Source organism: Mesorhizobium sp. M1D.F.Ca.ET.231.01.1.1, from assembly GCF_003999155.2.
Taxonomy (GTDB): Bacteria; Pseudomonadota; Alphaproteobacteria; order Rhizobiales; family Rhizobiaceae; genus Mesorhizobium.
Genome location: NZ_RZOZ02000002.1, coordinates 174,162 through 194,722, shown reverse-complemented (window position 1 = coordinate 194,722; position 20,561 = coordinate 174,162). Strand labels below are relative to the sequence as shown.

The window sequence follows — 20,561 nt, the reverse complement described above, 5'->3', positions numbered from 1 at the left end:
GGACGGCCGGGGTTGTGATCGTCGGCGGAGGACACGCCGGCGGCCGCGTCGCGGAAAGGTTGCGGCACGGCGGCTTTGTCGGGCCGATCGACGTGGTCGGGGCCGAAACGGAGCTGCCTTACGAGCGGCCGCCTTTGTCCAAGGGTGTGCTGACATCGGCGGGCGTGCCGGCAAATGCCTATCTGCTATCACCGGCACGGTGGAACGAGATCGGCGTGCGGTTCCATCTGGGTGTCGAGGCGGTCGGCATAGACCGGCGAGAGAAGATCGTGGCTCTCTCTAACGGCGCCAGCCTCTCCTACCGGAAGCTGGTTTTGGCGACGGGATTGTCGCCCCGCCGGATCCGATCACTTGAGCCCATCGCGGCACACACCTTCTATCTTCGCTCGTTCTCGGATGCGCTCGCGCTGCGTGAGCGCGTCGTGGCTGGCGCGCGGTTGGTGCTTGTCGGAGCGGGGCTGATCGGCCTGGAGGTCGCTGCAAGCGCGGTCAAGCTCGGTGCGGCGGTGACGGTTCTGGAAGCCGCCGAGCGGCCGTTGAGCCGACTGCTTCCGCCTTATCTTTCACAATGGCTCGCCGATCTCCATGAACGGGCAGGCGTACGCATTCTCTGTGGTCGCCAAGTCGTTTCCTCCGAGACGCTGGATGCCGCTGGACGCCTCCATCTCGATGACGGGTCGCTGCTGGAGGCCGACCTTGTTCTGGTCGGCATCGGCGGCACGCCGAACGACCGGATCGCCGGCGAAGCCGGCCTGCATATCGACAACGGCATCGTCGTCAATGAGTTCGGGAAGACCAGCGATCCCGATATCTTCGCCGCCGGCGATGTCGCGGCGCATGAGAATCGCGTCTTCGGCCAGCGCTGGCGGTTGGAGTCGTGGAAGAATGCGGAAGACCAGGCGGCCGTCGTTGCGTCCTATCTGTGCGGCAATCCATCCCCTTACAGCGAAGTGCCTTGGTTCTGGACGGATCAATATGACCTCAATGTTCAAGTGGCGGGGATGCCGGGTGCAGGAGAGCCGGCATTTGAGCGCGGCAAGCCAGGCGAGCGCGCCTATCTGGCGTATTTCACGACTGGTGGCCGGCTGATTGGTGCAATCGGCGTCGGCTGCGGCCGCGACATCCGCATCGCGCGCGAGATGATCAAGGCAGGCGCAAGGCCGGACGGCGCCGAACTCGTTCGTAGGGGCTTCACGCGCTTCGGCGATGAACTCGGCAGGCGGGCGTCATGATCCGTTCACGCGCCGCGATCTGCTTCGAAGCTCACAAGCCGCTCGCGATAGAAGAAGTACAGGTCGCGCCGCCCGGTCATGGTGAAGCGCTCGTCGAGATCGTCGCGTCCGGCCTTTGTCACACGGATCTCACCGCGCTCGACGGCGTCAACGCGACCAGCGTCTATCCTCTCATTCCCGGGCATGAGGGCGCAGGGCGAGTGGTCGAGGTGGGCGAGGGAGTCTACGACCTCCAACCGGGCGATCATGTCATTCCGCTCTATGGTCCCGAATGCCGGCATTGCCGCATGTGCAGGAGCGGGCGGACCAATCTTTGCTGGACCATCAAGCCGACACGCGACCAGGGCGTCATGCCGGATGGGACTTCGCGCTTCTCGATCGGATCGCAGCCGGTGCACCATTTCATGGGCACCTCGACGCTTTCCCGCTATACGGTCGTCCCTGAAATTGCGCTGGCGAAGATCCGCAAGGATGCGCCGCTGGACAAGGTCTGCCTGTTCGGCTGCGGTGTCACGACTGGCGTCGGCGCGGCGCTGGCCGAGATCCGGGAGGGTGACGCCGTTGCCGTCTTCGGGCTCGGCGGTATTGGCATCAATGTTGTGCAGGGAGCGCGGCTTGCCGGCGCCGCAACCATCATCGGCATCGATCTGACCGACGGCAAATCCGAACTCGCCCGCTCCTATGGCATGACCGCTTTTGTCGACGCGTCGCGCGAGGGCGGCAAGGTCGTCCAGGCGGTTCGCGATCTTACCGATGGCGGCGTCGACGTCGCCTTCGAATGTACCGGCATCGTGCCGGTCATGCGGCAGGCCTTCGACTGCTGCCAGCCGGCCTGGGGCACCGCCGTATTGCTCGGCGTCGAGCCGCCAGGCGCCGAAATGGGATTCCCACCGGTAGGCGTCCGCTACGGCCGCACGATCCGCGGCAGCTATTTCGGCGGCGTCAAAGGACGCGGCGGGTTGGGAAGGCTGATCGACTATTACATGGACGGCAGGCTCGATCTTGACCGTCAAATCACACACAGCCTGGCGCTCAGTGAGGTCAATCGCGGCTTCGACCTGATGCGAGCGGGAGAGTCGGTGCGCAGTGTCGTTCTCTTCGAATGAATGGCGCGAATTCCAGCAAGGAATACGGCTACGTCTTCCGTGACCGTCATCCGGAAAGAGCGGACGTCTATAGACGTTTCGATGAGGCGAGCGCCGCTGCCCGCAGTTCACTGACATGCCGACGCAACGTTGCCTACGGCGCGCATCCGCGTGAAGTGTTCGACTTGTTTGCGGCCGGCGCGGGTGCGCCGCTGGTGCTTTTCGTACACGGCGGCTACTGGCAGAGCCTCGACAAGGACCGTTACTCCTTCGTCGCTTCGTCGCTCGTTGGCCGCGGCTTCTCCGTGGCGCTGCCAAACTATCCGCTGGCGCCGGAGACGCGCATCGAAGCAATCGTTGCACGCATCGGGACCTGCGTGCCGGCGATTTTGCGAACCCTTGCAGCGCCTCCGGCTTTCTGGATCGCGACCGGCCATTCCGCCGGTGGTCATCTTGCTGCCACACTCGCGATGACAAGCCCTATGGTAAGCGTGCCGCTGGCAGCTTGCGTTCCGATCAGCGGCATCTTCGATGTCGAGCCGGTGGTGGAGACATCTCTCAACGCGGCGCTTGGGCTCGACGGCGAGCGAGCCGCAGGGCTCAGTCCGATCCGCTGGCCGGTGCCGCATTGTCGGCTCGCGGCGATCGTAGGCACGGACGAGACCCGAGAGTTCCGCGAGCAGTCCCAGCGGTTCTCTTCCTATTGGAGCGGCTCGGGCCAGCATGCCGAGTTGGTTCCGATACACGGAAAAAACCACTATACGATATTGTGCGATCTGTTGGAGGAACGCTCGGAAATTGCTGGAGAAATCGTGCGGATGGCTGACGCCTTTCGCAGGGAGACAGGTCGTGGGCGGCATTAACAAGCTTCATTTCGTCAATTTCAGCCAGCTGCGTTCCTTCTATGCGGTGGGTCGCGAGCTTAGCTTCACAAAGGCTGCCGATCTGCTCTGCATCGGCCAGCCGACGGTGACCACCCAGGTCAAAGCGCTTGAAGAAACCTATGACGTTCAGCTCTTCTTGCGGTCGCCGCGCGGACTGAAACTGACGGATGCGGGCGAAGCGCTTCTGACCGTGGCACGCCAGATCTTCTCGCTGGAGGAGCAGGCGGTCGGCATACTGCGCGCCGAGGGCAATCAGATTTCGGGCAAGCTGCGCGTCGGCACGGTGGGTCCGTTCTTCGTCATGGAACTTCTCTCCGCGTTTCATGCTCAATACCCTTTGGTGCAGGTCTCGCTTGAAAGCGGCAATTCCGACGTCGTCTACAACAAGCTCATGAATTATGAGGTGGACGTGGCCATCATCGGCCGAGACTATGACGACCCGCGTCTTGATCTCGTTCAGCTCGGCCGCCATGAGGTCATCATCTTCGTTCACCGCAACCATCCGTGGGCAGGCCGGCAGCAGATCGATCTCGAGGAACTCGACGGGCAGCGGATGATTTTTCGCGAACCTGGTTCGATGACGCGTCGGGCGTTGGAGGAGATGCTGGAACTGCATCGGATCCGACCAAACGTGGTCATGGAGATCCCGCGCGACGGTGTTCGGGAAGCGGTCGCGGCAGGCTTGGGTGCCGGCATTGTGTCAAAGACCGAGTTCCAGCTCGACGACCGGCTGACGCCCTTGTCGATCGCAGACCACAAGCCATTCACCGAGTCCTTCGCAACGTGCCTGAAGGCACGTCAAGAACTTCGTCCAATCGGGGCCTTCATGAAACTTGTGACGGAAGTTTCAAATCTAAAGTTCAACCAAATGGCTGCCGCCGTCCTCTGAGAGGAATGAACCTCAATCAGAGGCACTAGGATGACAGGTCCTTGAGGCTATCGGCGGAAGTGGCGACGCGGCTGGAGGGCCCAAGTCTGCCCGCCAGACGAAGCGGAAGGGCATCGCGGCGACCGGCGGCCGAGCGCGACGTCTTGCGACACGCCGTCCACATTGATTGTCGTTTCTAGAACTGCCGATACAAATTCCAGCGATGCAGTCTGCGACGGGCACTTACGCTCACTCCAATTCAATCGTCCTCTTCAATGCCTGGCCTCTTCGCAGGGAAGGAACCTTTGATCCAATCCGCGAAGGCCTGGGCGGCAGCGGACGGGATCGATAGCCGGGGAAGTAAGAGGTGGAAGGCATGGCGGACGATGGGCCTGGCGTTGACGGGTTGAATGAGCGTCCCGTTCGAGAGGAATCTCTGAACCAGCGGCGGGCCGATCAAGGCAAACCCCTGACCTTCAAGCGCGGCCTGAACCAGGTTCGTATAGGAATTGACGGTTATTCCGGCCTTCGCTCTTGCCAGATCGAGTCCGTGAACACGCAGCCAGGTCGACCACCTGGTATGTTCGTCATATGGACCTTCCAGGTGAATGAGCGGATAGGTCAGGAGTTCGGACGGTTCGAGCAGCGTGCCCGCGGGCAGAAATGTATTCGCGCAGGTAGGACTTATCTCTTGCCGAACAAGGAATGTCGTCTCGGCATCATCAAACGGCGGGGAACCGTATCGGATCGCGAGGTCCATATTATCCTCGAACTGCAAGTTGCTGTCGGAGACGATAAACCTCAGTTCGATGTCGGGGTGGATCGCCCTGAACTCGCCGAGTCTCGGTGACAGCCAATAGGTCATGAAACCCGGCGTGGCGCCAACATTGACGACGTTGGTGTCGGAGCGCCGGCTGATTTCGAGCGTCGCGCGAAGCGCTCGTTCAAGGGCCTCGGAGATGGCGCGGTGATACCTCTCTCCTGTCCGTGTCAACCGAACCGAGCGTTGCAGCCGTTCGAACAGCGGCACACCGAGAAATCTCTCCAGAGCATGAATCTGCTGGCTGACCGCGACACGCGAAACATTCAGCTCCGACGCCGCTTTGGTAAAGCTAAGCTGACGTCCGGCAGCCTCGAAGGTGATTAGAAGATTGGGCGGCGGCAGCTTGTGGCGAAGTTTTTGCATAAAGCTCAGCTTACCCATTGCGTAGGAATTAAGCAACTTGCCAACCGGCTGTCGGGCCGTAATCTGGCTCCTGCTTAACAAGCCGAAAAAAACACCTGATCGCGCGCCGCGGGGACGCAGCAGCAATCAAGCTCGCCGCGCTTGATCAGGCATAACTTCGCCAAAGGGGAATGACATGAAATCTCTTATTGCAGCAGTCGGCATGATCGGCGCGAGCTTTCTGGCAGGCGCATCGCCCGCCAGCGCCGCGTGCGGCACGGTGACGATCACAGAAATGAACTGGGCCTCGGCCGCCGTGGTCACCGCCGTGTCGAGCTTCCTGATGGAGCAGGGCTACGGCTGCACGGTGAAGAAGGTGCCGACCTCGACGGTCCCGGCGCTCACTTCGCTTGCCGAAACAGGACAGCCCGACATTCTGACCGAAGTCTGGCCAGGCGTCGCGGATATCTATTACAAGCTCGAGAAGGAGGGCAAGATCGTCAAGGTCGGCGACGTTCTCTCCGACGGTGGCGTCGATGCGTGGCTGATTCCAGATTATCTCGCCGAAGCCCATCCCGAACTGAAGACGCTCGACGGCATCCTGGCCAACCCAAAGCTCGTAGGCGGCAAGTTCAACAATTGCCCAGTCGGCTGGGGCTGCCGCACCTCGAATGACAACCTGATCAAGGCCTTCGAAATCGAGAAACACGGGATCGAGGTTTTCAACCATGGTTCCGGCGAGACGCTGGCGGCCTCGATAGCGGCGGCCTATACGGCGAAGGAGCCATGGTTTGGCTACTACTGGGCGCCCACGGGGGTTCTCGGAAAGTACAAGATGGTGGAGGTCGACATGGGGCCGGTCGACAAGGACAAGGCAAAGTGCAACGCCACGGCCAATTGCCCGACCCCAGGCAAGACCGGTTGGCCGAAGGCCACGGTTTTGACCACGATGTCGAAGCCTTTCTACGACAAGAACCCAGAACTGGTCGCGCTCATGAGCAAGGTGAGCTTCACCAACCAGATCATGAACGAGCTTCTTGCCTGGCAGGAGGACAAGAAAGCAACCGCCGACGAGACGGCCGTGTATTTTCTGACGAAATACAAGGATGTCTGGCCGAACTGGCTGTCCGACGACGCCAAGGCGAAGGTCACCGCCATCGTGAAGTAACGTTGTTGGGTTCGTGGGCAGATACGGCCTGCGGACCCATTGCCGTTGTTGTGGATCCTGGCTTTCGAGATGGCGTTGCTTTGCGCCGATCCGATGCCGGACTGAAGGCGCCCCATGGCTTATTACGCCGGACTATTCGATCAGCTCGGACTTCGCGGGTGGTGCGATGCCTCGGACTCCACGGGTCCGATGAGCATGGCCGAATTGCTCAAGAAGAGCAAGGAAGCCAATGCGGGCGGGCAAGCCACCGAGAGCGTTCCGTTCCCATCGCTCGACGCGCTGCATGATGCCTGTCGCGCGGTGCCGCGCACCAGGGACTTCACCGCCGGCATCGAGAACAGCTTCCTCCACGTGCGGGTGACGTTGAAGACGGTGCTCGATCCGCTGACGCAGCCGCTGTCATGGCTTCTGGATTTCTCGCTCAGGGTGGTCGAAGTCGTCCCGTGGTGGGCGCTGGTGATCGCGCTTCTGCTGCTCGTTTATTTCGTGTCCCGGTCCTGGTCCATCCTGGTCCTGGTCGCCGCGACTTTGTTGCTGTTTGGCTTCATCGACCATCTTCATTACGCGCTACAGACGATGGCAATCGTCTTCACCTGTACGTTCATCTGCATCCTGATTGGCATACCGATCGGCATACTCATGGCGAAGAGCAACCGGTTCGAGAGACTCTCGCTGCCTGTCCTCGATATGCTGCAGACGCTTCCGTCCTTCGTTTACCTCATCCCCCTGATCTTCCTCTTCTCGGTCACCGAGTCGAAGCTCTACGGGATTGCGATCATTCTTTATGCCGTCGTTCCGGTAATCCGGCTTACGAACCTCGGCATCCGTATGGTCGACGGCAATGTCGGCGAAGCCGCGGATGCCTTTGGCATGGACCGCTGGCAGAAGCTGGCGAGGGTGGAGATGCCGCTCGCGCTTCCCAGCATAATGGCGGGTGTCAATCAAACGATCATGATGGCGCTTTCGATGGTCGTCATCGCATCTCTGGTGTCGGCTCCGGGACTGGGCGTCCTCGTCCTGCGCGGCATCAACAACCTCGAACTAGGCGTCGGATTGGTCGCGGGCCTCGGCATCGTGCTCCTGGCCATCAATTTCGACAGGGTGAGCAAGGCCTCGATGGCGCGCGTCAACGGAACGCTCCAGCCACGCGGAGAAAGCCGTTGACCGAGCAACCGAAGATTTCCATCCGGAACCTGTACAAGATCTTTGGCCCCGACCCGCGGTCGATGGTGCCCAAGGTCCAGGGCGGTATGAGCAAGGCCGAGCTGCTGGGCAAGCACAACCATGTCATCGGGCTCCAGGACATTAACGTCGACATGCGCAGCGGTGACATCACCGTGATCATGGGCCTTTCGGGTTCGGGAAAGTCGACGTTGATCCGCCATCTGAACGGTCTCATCAGGCCCACAGCCGGCGAAATCCTCCTCGACGGCGTCAATGTGGCGGGCCTCGCCGGTGCGGCGCTCCGGGAGCTGCGCCGGTTTCGGATGTCGATGGTGTTCCAGAGCTTCGCCCTGATGCCGCATATGCGCGTGCTCCAGAACGTAGAGATGGCACAACGCGTCAGAGGCGACAGCGAAGCGGATGCTCGTGACAACGCGATCAGATGGCTGGAGCGGCTCGGTCTCAAGGGGTTCGAGAACCACTATCCGCACCAGCTCTCCGGCGGCATGCAGCAGCGCGTGGGCATCGCGAGAGCGCTGGCCTCCAACTCCGATGTCATGCTGATGGACGAGGCGTTTTCGGCGCTTGATCCGCTGATGCGGACGGACATGCAGAGCCTTCTGCTCGAACTTCAGGAAGAGCTTTCGAAGACGATCGTCTTCATCACCCATGACCTGGATGAAGCGCTCCGGATCGCGGATCACCTGGTGATCCTGAAGGATGGCGTGGTCGTCCAGCAGGGCGAGCCGCAGAGCATCATCCTCAATCCGGCCGACGCCTACATCGAGAAGTTCGTGAACGACATAAATCGCGCACGCGTGCTCCGCGCCGAGTCCGTCATGGTGCCGGGCATCATCGTCGAGTCCGGCACGTCGGGGCAGGTCGATGTGGACGACAATCTCGAAACGGTGATGGCGCGTTCGCAAGGCGATCTCACCCGCACCTTTGTCGTCGTAAGGGCGGGCGTTCCGGCCGGGTTGATAAAAATGCAGGACGTCTTCGCGGCATTGGTCCCCCGGCATGCCGTGCCGCCGGCGCCCGCAATGGCAATCAAAGAGGCACGGACATCTTGAAACATCTCGACCACTTCTACATCGACGGCCGCTTCGTTCCGGCGCGGGACAGGCCACAGAGGGCCGTCATCAACCCGGCGACGGAGGAACCGGCCGGGAGTATCGCAATGGGCACCGCGCAGGACGTGAATACCGCGGTCGTGGCCGCCCGGATAGCCTTCGGCACTTATGGTCATTCGACGCGCGAGGAGCGCCTGGAGATGCTTCGGCGCGTGCTTGCGCTGTTCGATGAGCGTGCCGAGGAGCTTGCGCGACTGACGACGCTCGAGATGGGCGCGCCGATCACATTCGCGCGGCAGGCCCAGATCGCCGGGTCGAGGGCGCACATCGCCGACACCATCCGCATTCTCGAACACTACGAATTCGAGCGGCTGGCCGGCCGGACTATGTTGGCGTTTGAACCGGTCGGCGTCTGCGCCCTCATCACGCCGTGGAACTTCCCGGTGCTCCAGATCGTCACGAAAGTCATGCCGGCGCTGGCGAGCGGGTGCACGATCGTACTGAAGCCCAGCGAGTATGCACCGATCAGCCCGATGCTGTTCGCCGAAGTCCTCCACGATGCCGGCGTGCCGCCGGGCGTCTTCAATCTGATCAACGGTGACGGACCAACGGTCGGCGAAGCGCTCTCGAGCCATCCTGATGTCGACATGGTATCATTCACCGGGTCCACTCGTGCGGGCGTTCAAGCGGCGAAAAACGCCGCCGACACCGTCAAGCGTGTCCACCAGGAACTCGGCGGGAACTCAGCCAACATCCTGATGCCGGATGTCGACGTGGAGCCGGCCGTAACCAGGGGAGTTCTCGGCGCTTACCGCAACGCGGGCCAGTCATGCACTGCGCCGACACGGATGCTTGTGCCTCGGCAACTGCACGAGGAGGCGATCGGGATCGCCAAACAGACGGCCGAATCCGTGATTATCGGCGACGTGAATGACGAAGCCACCACGCTCGGCCCGGTGATGAACGAGCGGCAGTTCGAGCGCGTGAATTCTCTGATCGAATCCGCGGTCCAGGAAGGTGCAACCCTCGTCACCGGCGGGCCTGGCAGGCCGTCGTCGCTGAATCGGGGATTTTTCGTGAAGCCGACCGTGTTCGGTCGTGTCACGGCCGATATGACGGTGGCTCGGGAGGAGATGTTCGGCCCGGTCGTCAGCCTCATCCCCTATGACAGCGTGGATGAGGCGATCGAGATCACCAACGACACTCCCTATGGCCTCGCCGCTTATCTGCAGTCGAAGGACCTCGGCGCGGCCAAGCGCGTCGCCTCGAAGCTTCGCGCAGGACAGGTGATGATCAATCACCCGGCCTGGGATGCGTCCGCGCCGTTCGGAGGCTTCAAGCAGTCGGGCAACGGCCGCGAATGCGGGGAATTCGGTTTCGAGGCATTCCTCGAGGTCAAGGCGATCGGCGGACTTCACGAAGGCTGAGCCAACCGACTCCAGCAATCCAGCTCAGCGCACCGCGGCGACAAGCGTTCCCACGGCCGTCGCGATCCGCTGACGCAGTCCCGCCGTCGGTTCGTTCTCCGGCCCGAAATCGTGGTCCAGGGCATAAACGGACCCGGCCACCACGTTCGCCCGAAAGAAGGCAAGCAGCGGTCGAAACTGGTGGTCGATCATCAATTCGTGGCTCGGTGCCTTGGCGGTCGCGGCGACCAGGACCGGGCGCCCGCGAAGCGCGTTCATGTCCAGCACGTCGAACAGATGCTTCAGCAGACCTGTGTAGGATGCCTTGTACACGGGTGAGCCGACCACGAGCGCATCGCATGTTTCGATAGCCGTCCAAATTTCGTCGATCTCGGGCAGGGCCTGTTTCCTGCCGAAGGTGGCGCCTAGCGAAGGTCCGGCATCGACCAGATCGAAGACTTGGGAATTCCAATTCAGTTCTCTCGCGGCCATGTCGACGATCGTCTCCACCAGGCTGCGGGTCTTCGAGGGACGGCTGAAATTGCCGCTGATGCCGACTATGGTTGCCATGGAGCCCGCCTCCTTTTCAGCGATGTTCGCGTGCGTCACAAATCGGTCGCGGTGACGACGCGATCGACGTCAGCCGCGCAGACACGATCATTGCGGCTCTATTGCCGCCAGGTAGATCGGTGCGCTCCGCGGCAATGAAGCGGCCGACGCGTGTTCAGTCATACCATGCGTCTCAAGGATGCGCGCGATCCAGCCCGTCCGAGAGAAGGGACGTAGGCACTTCGTGGACGCAGCATTCGCATCTGCTGCGGGGAGACGCCATGGAATGCTTTGTAGCACTTGGCGAAATGGGACCCCGAGACAAAGCCGCACGCTACGGCCACGTCGATGATGGCCATGCTCGATTGCAGGAGCATCAGCCGTGCTCGATCCAGCCGAAGCTCGAGAAAGTAGCGGGAGGGAGATGTCGCGAGCTCCCTGGAGAAAAGACGCTCCATCTGCCTGCGGGAAAGGCTGATGTGCCTCGCCACCGCCGCGATATCCGTCTGATCCGCGATATTGTCTTCCATGAACTGAACGGCCGCCAGCACAAGCGGGTTGACGCTGCCCAATGTTCTCAACGGACTGGGCTGCCGTTCAAACGGCTCTCTTATACGGTCGACAATTGCCTGTTCGCAAATCGCCAACGCCACCCGCCGGCCGCAGTCCTTTTCAATGAAGTGGAGCATCATGTCGAAGGAGGCCGTCCCGCCAACGCAGGTATGGATGTCGTCGTCGCTTTCGATGAGGCCGCCGCCGACAATGACGGACGGAAACGTCTCTCTGAAGATTGGAAAGTTCTCCCAGTGGATGACGCAACGCCTCCCAGCCAACATTCCCGCATCCGCGAGGATGTGGGCGCCCGTGCAGATTCCCGCGACGGAGATGCCGAAATTCCGGCTTTGGCGCAGCCATCCCGCGACAGATTTGTCCACCGCACGCTCGACGTGCCAGCCCGTGCAGACCACGATCATATTCGGCCGCTCCGCTCGTGGGCTCGAGCGCTCTGCGGCAACGGAGCGATCGGGTGGGACCGACAGTCCGCAACTGGATCGCACGGGGCCACCATCCACGCTGACGATCCGCCATCGATAGACGTCTTCCCCCATGACCGCATTCGCCAAACGCAACGCTTCGATGGCGGACGTAAACGCAAGCATGGTGAATTCGGGCACGATGTAGAAAACGAAGGTCTTTGACACGGGCTCTTTGGTCATTGTCGGATCACTCGAAACTGTAGCGGCGGTCATGCTTCCGCACCCCAATCACCCGTCAAATCATGCCGTGGCGTAGGCGGCTTGTTTCTGAAGGATCAGATCGGCGCCCTTCTCTCCGATCGCCATGCTGATGGCATTGAGATTGCAGCTCGGTATCTGCGGGATGATGGAGGAATCGACCACGCGCAGGCCCTCCACGCCGATGACCTTGAGATCCGGTGTCACGACGGCCATGGGATCGATGCCCATCTTGCAGGTGCCGCACGGATGGTAGCTGCCGCTCGCGTTCTCGCGCATATAGGCGATCCATTCGTCGTCCGTCTGGACGTCCTTGCCGGGCTTCATCTCGCCCGTGACATAGGGGGCGAAAGCCCTCGTTTGCAGCGCCGCGCGTGCAATCCTGCCGCCCGCCATCAGTGTTTCGATGTCGTAGCGATCGCTCAGAAGGTTCAGCTGAATCTTCGGTTGTTCATTCGGATCGGCTGAGCGAAGTTCGAGATAGCCGCGACTGCGTGAAGCGTTGACATTGGGCTGGAGGTTGATCGCAGCCTCCTTCTGCATCTCGATGCCTTCGTCAGTGTAGTTCGCGGAGAAGGCACCGAAATGGTACTGGATGTCCGGATACTCGAGATCGGGCCGCGTGCGCACCATTCCCATGCCGGTATAGGTGTAGGTCGCATAACCCGAGCGGCTAAGCAGGAATTGCGCTCCATACTTCAGGATGCCCAAGAGATTGAACTCCTGGTTCGGCGTCTTCACGTTGACATAGGCCTTTACCTGGGTACTGGCATGCTCCTGAAGATTGCGGCCGACGCCTGGGCTGTCTTGCAACACCGGGATGCCATGTGCCTCAAGCTGCTCGGCCGGACCGATGCCTGACAGCATGAGCAGTTTTGGAGAGTTTATGGCGCTGGCAGCGATGATCACTTCGCCGGAGCAATGCTCCGTCCGGGTCCTGCCCTCTATTTCCAATTCTACACCGGCCGCGCGCCGTCCTTCAAAGATGACCTTTCGCGCGACGGCGCCGGTGATGATCTTGAGGTTTGGCCGTGACTTGATGGGGTCGAGATAGCCCCTCGCGGCGCTGAAGCGCGTCCCCATATGCTGGGTTACGTGGCTCAAGGCCACGCCCTCGGTCGGTTCCGCGTTATAACTGGGGTTATGCGGATAACCGAGTTCCTGCATGGCCTCGATGAATACCTGGGCCAGTTTCGGCGGCCTGCGCACGACACTGACGACGATCGGCCCGTCCTTGCCGTAGATATCTGTGACGCCGTCGCGGTTGCCCTCGAGCTTCTTGAAGTAGGGCAGAATATCGTCGTAGGACCAGCCCCTGTTGCCGAGTTGCGCCCAATGGTCATAGTCGCCGCGATTGCCACGCACGTAGAACATCGCATTGATCGAACTGGAGCCTCCGAGAACCTTGCCACGCGGGACCATATCCCGACGGTTATTCCGCGTCGGATCCGGCTCGGCCATGAATTTCCAGTTAGTGCGCTTGTCGGCCATCGCCTTGAAGGCCAGCGACGGCATCATGATGTTGAACTTCTTGTCGCTGCCACCCGCTTCGAGCAGCAGAACCTTCGTCGATGGATCGGCGCTCAGGCGGTTGGCGAGCACGCAACCGGCAGAACCCGCGCCAACGATAATATAGTCCCAACTCATCAGTTTGGGGCCCGGTTCTGCGAAATAAGCTTGGACAGCGTCTTCTGCGTGGTGCGAAGGTCCGCCTCCGGTATGCCCGCCATCTGGTCTCGCTGGAAGTTCCGCCAGCGGGTCTGGATCGCTTCGCGCAGGCGCTTTCCGGCCTCGGTGAGGGTCAGTTCTCCAGCCGTGCCGCTCACAAGCATCCCGCGCTCGGCAAGCGTCGCGAGGGCGTCCTCTGTGTCGCGCTGTCCGAGATAGGTGACGCGAGCCACTTGTTCCGCCTTCAGGCCTGGAATGTCATACACGCAGGCGATGACGCGGGCCACCGGGATATCAAGGCCTTCCGCGTGCCTGTGCTCGTCGAACACCGCCGACAGCAGATGATGCGCCTCGAAAATCTGCGGGATAATCCCTGCCTGCGAAGGCATTTCAGGCTTGGGACCACTGACTTCGGGCGCTGCAGATACCTCCGGATGGGCGTAGGCGACCGAGTATTGGCCCTGCGCGAACAGGAGCGGCTCCCCCTCGAACCGGCTGGCCCGGCGTACCAGCCCTATTAGGACGGTGTGGTCGCCACCTTCCACCTGCGCGTAGGTCTCGCACTCGAAGTGAGCGAGGCAGCCATGAAGCAGCGGTGAGCCATGCTGGCCCGGACTCCAGTCCGCATCTGCAAACTTGTCCTCGATCTTGCTGGAAAAGTGCCGCGATACCCCCATCTGGGTGGAGGCGAGGATATTCACGGCGAACGGACCGCCAGCCTTGAACAGCGGATAGCTGCGGGACGTGTGGCTGATCGACCAGAGCACAAGAGGCGGATCGAGTGAAACGGACGCGAAGGAGTTCACCGTAACCGCCGCCCGCTGACCAGCGTTCTCCATTGTGATGATGGCAATACCTGTTCCGTAGAGACCGAGGCATCTGCGAAACAGCCTGCTGTCCTCCGCGGGATCGGCCGACTCAATCGGTAGACGAGTAGCACTTTCGGACATCGTGGGTTCTCGACTGACGTTCGCCTGCATGTCGTGGACTCGTTCGATCGTGATCAGCTGGCGAGACGCGCAACTGCTGAAGCATCAGCGTCGTAGCGGCTCTTTGGCAACGGTAGTCCGAGGTTCTCGCGCAGCGTGCGGCCCTCATATTCGTCGCGGAACAGGCCGCGCCGGCGCAGTTCCGGCAAAACCAGTTCGACAAAATCATCAATGCCCTGCGGCAGGTGCGTCGGCGTGATGTTGAAGCCGTCCGCAGCACCGGCCTCGAACCAGCTTTCCATCTCGTCGGCCACGTCCTTCGCGGTGCCGACAACCGTCTTGTGTTCCTGCGCCATGCCAAGCTTTTTATAAAGCTGGCGGATGGTCAGGTTCTGCTTCTGGGCCAGTTCGTAATACATCTGCGCGCTGCTCTTGAGGCCGACCTTGTCGAGATCCGGTTTCGGCACCGGACCATCAAGCGGCAAGTGCGAGAGGTCGCCGAACGACCGATAGAGCAGCTGCAGGCCGACGACCGGATCGATCAGCGATTCCAGTTCTTCATACTTTTCCTGCGCCTCCTCGCGGGTGCGGCCGACGATGGGTGTCAGGCCGAGCATCATCAGGAGATCCGTCTTCTGCCTGCCGAAGCCATCGAGCCGATTCTTGACCGACGAATAATAGTCTTGGGCGGATTTCAGGTCGTTCTTGGCCATGAAGACCATATCACAATACTCGGCCGCGATCTGCTGCCCTGGCTCCGATACGCCTGCCTGCACGAGGATCGGCCGACCCTGGGGCGAACGCCGGACGCTGAGCGGTCCGCGGACGGAGAAATGCTTTCCGACATGATCGAGAACATGCATCTTGCGGTCGTCGAAAAAGATGCCGGACTCCTTGTCGATGACAAATGCATCCTCGTCCCAACTATCCCAGAGACCGGTAACGACATCGACGAATTCCGCGGCCCGCTCATAGCGAGTGTCGTAATCGAGCTGCTTGCTCATCGAAAAGTTCCAGGCCTCCTGATCCGACCAGGAGGTCACGACATTCCATGCCGCCCGGCCACCGCTGATCTGGTCCAGCGACCCGTACTTGCGCGCAATGTGGAAGGGCTCGTTGTACGTGGTTGACGCCGTGGCGACGAGGCCGATGTTTCGCGTAAGCGCAGCCAACGCCGAAAGCAGCGTCAGCGGCTCCAGCTCGACGTTGTGATGCGAGCGGCAAAGTGAGCCTTTCGGCTTGTCGTCCAGCCGTACACCAATTCCGTCCGCGAGGAACAGCATGTCGAACTTGGCACGCTCCGCCGTCTGAGCGACGCCGAGGAAGGACTGAAGCATAGAATTTCCGCCCTTGACGGTATCCGGATGCCGCCATGCCCCCACGTGGTAACCCATGTAGCGCATGGAAAGCCCCAGCTTCATCTGCTTCTTGCCCATAAGGAAAACCCTCCGTTGGCATGCGTTGCGGCGGCGATTCGGCGACCGCACGACCGCGAGACATGCTCTTGTTGAGGGCAACGTCCGACTTCGGCCGGACATTGTAAACGCCGAAAAAACTGCCGTTGTTGTTAAGCGGAGCTTACGCCAGCGATGCGCAGATGTGGAAAATCCTGAGGCCAAATTTGGCGACCATGCACAAAGTCAATTGGGCGCCAGAACAAGAGGTCGCGCCTTGCGGCGTCCATCCTGCCCGCCTGAAATGTCGCCTTTCGACATATCACTACGGAAGACCGACAGACCGCCTTCGGTCCCATTTCACCGTTCACCGACAGCTATAAGGGAGGTCGCTCATGGCCCAAAGTTTGAAGGTCTGCAAAATTTGCCGTACTTTTTGGGCAAAAATAGTACGGCGATTTCCGAGCCAACCATTGAAAACTATGGTGATCCCGACAGGAATCGAACCTGTGACCTACAGATTAGGAATTTGTCAGACGGCCTTTCCTGTTATTTCCCGATGCCGGTCGTTGTAAGATTGCGCTGGTTCTAACATATTCAAGTTGTTGTTGTTTTCGCACTGCGCGGCTATGATAGCGTAGACAAACCGACAGATCGGGTCGGATCGAACATCGCGCAATCGCCGTACTAATGCCGTACTAATTTCATGAAAGACCTTCGGCTCTCCCTCACCGACCGAGCCATCTCAAGCCTCCAGCCGCGACACCGATCTGCCGGGCTTCATGGTGCTTGTGGGCAAACGGCGCAAAACATTCGTTGTCCAGAGGTGAGCGAAGGAAGGCGGGGCAGCGGCTTTCCGTCCGAATGAAGGTTGCCGAAGTTGGAGAACTCACGGCGCGCGCGGCGCGTGCGAAGGCGTAGGACATTCTCGGCATGATCGCCAGCGGCGCTGACCCTCGCTCGCCCACTCGTAAGCCGGGCGGCGATACCGCGGTGGTTGATCTGCCGCCGATTGCGAACCCCACGATGCGCATTGCCTGGGACGCTTCCGTGACGGGCATATGAAGAACAAAGGCCGAAGCATGGGACGATCGACAACTATCGCGATCACATCGAGCGGCTATTGGCCGATTGGCTCGACGAGCCACTCCCCAAGCTGGGTAATGATCCTTCCCTTGTGACTTGTGCTGCATGAGAAACTCACGAAAGAGAACGGCGCTATATCGCCAATGGGTGCATGCGAACGCTGCGCGCCGTCTACAATCATGCTCGCAAAGCCGCTCGCACGCTCCCAGCAGACAACCCGGTCTCAGCCATTGATTGGAATGCCGAACATCGGCGCAACACGGCGCTGGGCTTTCGGATCTCGAGGAATGGTTCAGCCAACTGGCAGCAGTGAAGAACCCTGTCCAGCGGGAGTTCCACTTGTTCATGCTGCTCTCAGGCCACCGCCCTGACGTGGTCAGGAAGGCGCGGGTCGCGCACGCCGACTTTCGTAAGCGTGTCCTGCGCATACCCAGGCCAAAGGACCGCGCCGGGCGTCCCGCTAGGAGAAACGGTACCTCCTACGTGGGATCAAACTTGCGCAAGCTTTCAACGGATCCATCTGATGAACCGGACGATTACCTTCTCGGCGATGATCATGACCATGACGACGATAATCAACGTCACCACTCCGTGCAGTATGCGTTCGAACCGAGCCGGAGAATGCGCTTGAGATGAGCGAACAGCATCTCGACCTTCTTGCGGCGCGTACAGGCCTTCTCATCTCAGTCCGCCACGTTGAAGCCGGCTTTCCTCAGCGAACGGATGAAAATTTCGACGTCTTGCGAACGGGCCAGCCGCATCGACACCACCTGACGCATGTTCTTCGCCCAAGCCGGTTGATTTTGCTCCAGCCAGGCACGCTCGCGATCAGCCTCGACCCTGTAGCCCCCTTCGCTCAGAATGGCAGCCGCAACAATATGATAGATCGGGTTCAATCGGACCGGCGATTTCTTGATCCACATAACCGCCTGCGAATAATCGCCGTTGAAATAGGAGCAAAGAGCCAGATCCACCTCATAGTAGCCCAACGAACTCGGATTTTTTTGACGCGCCTCCGTAATCAATGCGCAGCCGTCGTGCCAATTTCCGGAGACAGCCAGGCGCTGACCGTATTCGCCCATGAATTCGGTGTCGTTGGGATTGATGGCCAAACCCCGTTTGCCCACTTCCAATGCCAGTTTGATTTCCTTGCTGAAATAGAGTGCAAGCATTTCTCCCTGAAGCCCTCTTACATTGAGAGGATCGACTTCCACCGCCTGTCTTGCGGCTGCCAAGGCGCGCTCGAGCGCGGCGGCGGACAATTTGGGGTCGTTTGGAAATTCGAAGCGGTAGTCGTCGATGTAGATAAGCGAAAGAAGACCCCAGGCGGTGGCGTAATTCGGGAAGCGCCCCACGGCCTTCTCGAGGCACGTACGTACGGATGCACGGGTTTGTGGGCTGAGGTCGACGCGATATGCATAGAAGGACAAGGTGCACGAATATGCCACCCAATCGTCGGGCGGATTGTCGACATGGAGATTGGCATCCGCCTGGAAGATGACACCATAGGCTTGAGCCAAGCTCGTCGACACATTCCGCGCAATGTCCGCCTGGGCTTCGACAAGTTCCGCGACTTTCATCCGGCCATCATAGCTGTCTGCCCACAGAACCGAACCGTTGGCTCGGTTGATCAACCTCACCCGAAGCAGAAAGGTATCGACCGACAGGTTGACGCTTCCGGCAAGGACAAAGCGTGGTGGCGCGGTCGACGTATCGCCATCCTTAGGCGCCGACTCCATGACCACAATATCCTTGAACTTCGAAAGTTGGCTGACAATTTCCTGCTTCAATCCGCTCGCAATGGCTGCCGCCGCGGCGTTGCCGGTCAGATCGTCAAACGGCTCAACAAGCACGTGGGGCGTTTCTGGCGCGCTTGACCTGACAGACCCCCACGACCATGCCAGTACCGACGCTCCAGCCGCGAGAATGGTTGCAAGCATCGCCGGCAGCAGGAACGCAATCCATCGGACCGGAGAGTGGGTGATTGATTGAGAAACTATGGGCGGCTGCGGTTGCGCCAACAAAGGCGGCGACCGAAGCGAGAAGATAGGAACATAACCACCCTTTGGAATCGTGATCAGGATTGGGTCTGTATGTCCGGCTGTCAGATAGTATCGCTCGAGCGCACGCCTGAGGTGGCCGGCCTCGATGCGGACGATCGGATCCGTCTGCGGGTCGAACGCCTCGCCACGTCCAAACACTTGGACGGCGATTGAATAGGCCTTGATCCGGTCGCCTCGCCCCGACAATGCTTCTTCCACCACATGGCTGAGGAAGCGGCGCTCGCGGCCGGTGGCATCGAAGCCCGCACTGTCGAGGATAAGGGCAAGTTGGGCGCGACAAGCCTCTATAGGGATCTCATGCTCCCTCAGCGCGGACGTTTCCGCCTGGATCACCTTACCCTCGCCTGATCCCGTGCACCGCAGTTTTTGTTGTCGCGCGGTTACATGCTTGTCCACGTAACTTACCTTCTGCGGCCAGTTCTTTGCAATACGATTGCGTGAGGTCGATGAACTGGTGTCATGGCAACAAAAGACGGATCGTCTGACAGACATAGAGCGGTCTCGGCGGCAATGCGCCGATTCCCCCAGTTTGAATTGACGATCCATCGGCTCATGGACCGAAGCGAGAGCTTTCGCGACATCTGCGAGGAACTCGCGGATGCAGAGTTTGCGCTTTCGAAGGTCGACGAGGCTCCGCCGGCATTGCGCGAGACCAGACGAGCCGAATGGCAGGAACTGGTGGATCGGTTGGTCGGAGAGGTAGGAGCAGCAGTGCTGAACGCCGACGCCGCCCGGAAATCGGGTATCAACCCTTGGCCGCCACGGTGAACAGCCATGAGTGCCGGGCCGAAAGAACTGGCGGCCGGGGAAATCGAACTGGTGAAATGACCTCCGAGCAACGCCCTGGGTTGAGCGCTGCTGTGACGATCCACAAAAACGAACATTCATGAACAAAGAACGGCGAACAAAGGGAAGACAATACCATGCGAAACTTCATGACACTCATCGCGGCAACATCAGTGGCACTTTCGTCTGCGACGGCGGCCTACGCGCAAACAGAAAATCCCCTTCCTAAGGCCAGCGATGTGCTTGTCCGATACGGGAAGGACGTCGAGGGCTGGACGGTCTATGCGAACCAAACCCGCGGAGATTGTTTGATCGTGCGCCAAGATGGACCAAGCGCGGTGCAAATGGGCGTTACCGCAAATCAGGAAGTCGGGTATCTTGGCGTGTTCACCAAGGTGGATATCGGCCTTCAGAACGGGACCAAGTCGGACATCTTCGTCTCCTTGGACGGCCATCTCTACAAGGGTGTGGCCACGAGCACGAGCGGCGAACTCAAGGGCGGATATTCAGGCGGCTATATCTTGACCGACGACCCGAACTTTAAGCGCGACGTGGCGAAGAAATACAAAATGACCGTGTTTCCGGAAACCAAGGGGACCTTCGTCATCGACCTGAAGGGGACTTTCAAGGCAATGGCAGTGGGCCGCAAATGCCTCAAGCACTGACCGCCCGCCGGGCAATATCTCCGCCACTGGCCGCAGCAAGCATCGCTTCGGGGATAGGCGAATTTAGGGTTGGCGCTTCACCCGCTCTGCGTGGTGACGGATCCCAGTGTCTGGAACAATTTTGGATCGGCGACGTTTCAT

At 60.3% G+C, this 20,561-nt stretch carries 17 protein-coding genes; 10 read left to right on the top strand and 7 right to left on the bottom strand.

Annotation, left to right across the window (positions count from 1 at the left end):
- The first annotated feature begins 14 nt into the window (after positions 1-14).
- The 4 genes from EN874_RS07305 to EN874_RS07290 are packed head-to-tail and all read left to right on the top strand — an operon-like array spanning position 15 to position 4,090.
- On the top strand, positions 15-1,232 hold the full coding sequence (locus EN874_RS07305; protein ID WP_168247402.1) for an FAD-dependent oxidoreductase: 1,218 nt from the start codon (positions 15-17) through the stop codon (positions 1,230-1,232).
- On the top strand, positions 1,232-2,338 hold the full coding sequence (locus tag EN874_RS07300) for a zinc-binding dehydrogenase (RefSeq protein WP_168247418.1): 1,107 nt from the start codon (positions 1,232-1,234) through the stop codon (positions 2,336-2,338). The genes EN874_RS07305 and EN874_RS07300 overlap by 1 nt, the downstream gene beginning before the upstream one ends.
- Positions 2,335-3,180 carry an alpha/beta hydrolase gene (locus EN874_RS07295; protein WP_127426022.1) on the top strand — a complete coding sequence of 282 codons (846 nt, stop codon included), beginning with the start codon at positions 2,335-2,337 and terminating at the stop codon, positions 3,178-3,180. The genes EN874_RS07300 and EN874_RS07295 overlap by 4 nt, the downstream gene beginning before the upstream one ends.
- Positions 3,167-4,090 (top strand): LysR substrate-binding domain-containing protein, encoded by a 924-nt coding sequence (locus EN874_RS07290; protein ID WP_168247401.1) that lies wholly within the window; start codon positions 3,167-3,169, stop codon positions 4,088-4,090. Before EN874_RS07295 ends, EN874_RS07290 begins: the two co-directional genes overlap by 14 nt.
- 238 nt (positions 4,091-4,328) lie before the next feature.
- On the opposite strand, the gene EN874_RS07285 is transcribed toward EN874_RS07290, so the two are convergent.
- Positions 4,329-5,381: a LysR substrate-binding domain-containing protein gene (locus EN874_RS07285; protein WP_245513506.1), complete on the bottom strand. Its 1,053-nt coding sequence runs from the start codon at positions 5,379-5,381 to the stop codon at positions 4,329-4,331.
- Between the two features lie 49 nt (positions 5,382-5,430).
- On the opposite strand from EN874_RS07285, the gene EN874_RS07280 reads away from it, so the two are divergent.
- From EN874_RS07280 to EN874_RS07265, 4 genes are all read left to right on the top strand, one after another.
- Positions 5,431-6,402, top strand: coding sequence for an ABC transporter substrate-binding protein (locus tag EN874_RS07280; protein ID WP_126087278.1), 972 nt, complete (start codon positions 5,431-5,433; stop codon positions 6,400-6,402).
- A gap of 114 nt (positions 6,403-6,516) precedes the next feature.
- The gene (locus EN874_RS07275; RefSeq protein ID WP_127426024.1) at positions 6,517-7,566 is read left to right on the top strand and encodes an ABC transporter permease subunit; all 1,050 of its coding nucleotides are present in this window, start codon (positions 6,517-6,519) and stop codon (positions 7,564-7,566) included.
- Complete coding sequence (locus tag EN874_RS07270) at positions 7,563-8,639, top strand: ATP-binding cassette domain-containing protein (protein ID WP_127426025.1); 1,077 nt, start codon at positions 7,563-7,565, stop codon at positions 8,637-8,639. The genes EN874_RS07275 and EN874_RS07270 overlap by 4 nt, the downstream gene beginning before the upstream one ends.
- Complete coding sequence (locus tag EN874_RS07265; protein WP_127426026.1) at positions 8,636-10,066, top strand: aldehyde dehydrogenase family protein; 1,431 nt, start codon at positions 8,636-8,638, stop codon at positions 10,064-10,066. The genes EN874_RS07270 and EN874_RS07265 overlap by 4 nt, the downstream gene beginning before the upstream one ends.
- Before the next feature lie 24 nt (positions 10,067-10,090).
- Here the strand turns inward: EN874_RS07265 and EN874_RS07260 are convergent, their stop codons facing one another.
- The 6 genes from EN874_RS07260 to EN874_RS07235 form a co-directional block, all read right to left on the bottom strand.
- On the bottom strand, positions 10,091-10,615 hold the full coding sequence (locus EN874_RS07260) for an NAD(P)H-dependent oxidoreductase (protein ID WP_127426027.1): 525 nt from the start codon (positions 10,613-10,615) through the stop codon (positions 10,091-10,093).
- 158 nt (positions 10,616-10,773) lie between these two features.
- Positions 10,774-11,844 (bottom strand): GlxA family transcriptional regulator, encoded by a 1,071-nt coding sequence (locus EN874_RS07255; protein ID WP_245513505.1) that lies wholly within the window; start codon positions 11,842-11,844, stop codon positions 10,774-10,776.
- Between the two features lie 27 nt (positions 11,845-11,871).
- Positions 11,872-13,476 carry a GMC family oxidoreductase N-terminal domain-containing protein gene (locus EN874_RS07250; protein WP_127426029.1) on the bottom strand — a complete coding sequence of 535 codons (1,605 nt, stop codon included), beginning with the start codon at positions 13,474-13,476 and terminating at the stop codon, positions 11,872-11,874.
- Complete coding sequence (locus EN874_RS07245) at positions 13,476-14,477, bottom strand: flavin reductase (RefSeq protein WP_245513504.1); 1,002 nt, start codon at positions 14,475-14,477, stop codon at positions 13,476-13,478. Before EN874_RS07245 ends, EN874_RS07250 begins: the two co-directional genes overlap by 1 nt.
- Before the next feature lie 23 nt (positions 14,478-14,500).
- Entirely contained in the window at positions 14,501-15,862 is a 1,362-nt protein-coding gene (locus EN874_RS07240) for an LLM class flavin-dependent oxidoreductase (RefSeq protein ID WP_127426166.1), read from the bottom strand.
- 1,727 nt (positions 15,863-17,589) lie between these two features.
- The gene (locus EN874_RS07235; RefSeq protein WP_245513503.1) at positions 17,590-19,365 is read right to left on the bottom strand and encodes a hypothetical protein; all 1,776 of its coding nucleotides are present in this window, start codon (positions 19,363-19,365) and stop codon (positions 17,590-17,592) included.
- Between the two features lie 63 nt (positions 19,366-19,428).
- Between EN874_RS07235 and EN874_RS07230 the strand changes: the two genes are divergently transcribed.
- A complete protein-coding gene (locus tag EN874_RS07230; protein WP_127426030.1) occupies positions 19,429-19,737 on the top strand; it encodes a hypothetical protein in 309 nt (102 codons plus the stop codon).
- Positions 19,738-19,892: 155 nt separating this feature from the next.
- Entirely contained in the window at positions 19,893-20,420 is a 528-nt protein-coding gene (locus EN874_RS07225) for a hypothetical protein (RefSeq protein ID WP_127426031.1), read from the top strand.
- The last annotated feature ends 141 nt before the right edge of the window (positions 20,421-20,561 follow it).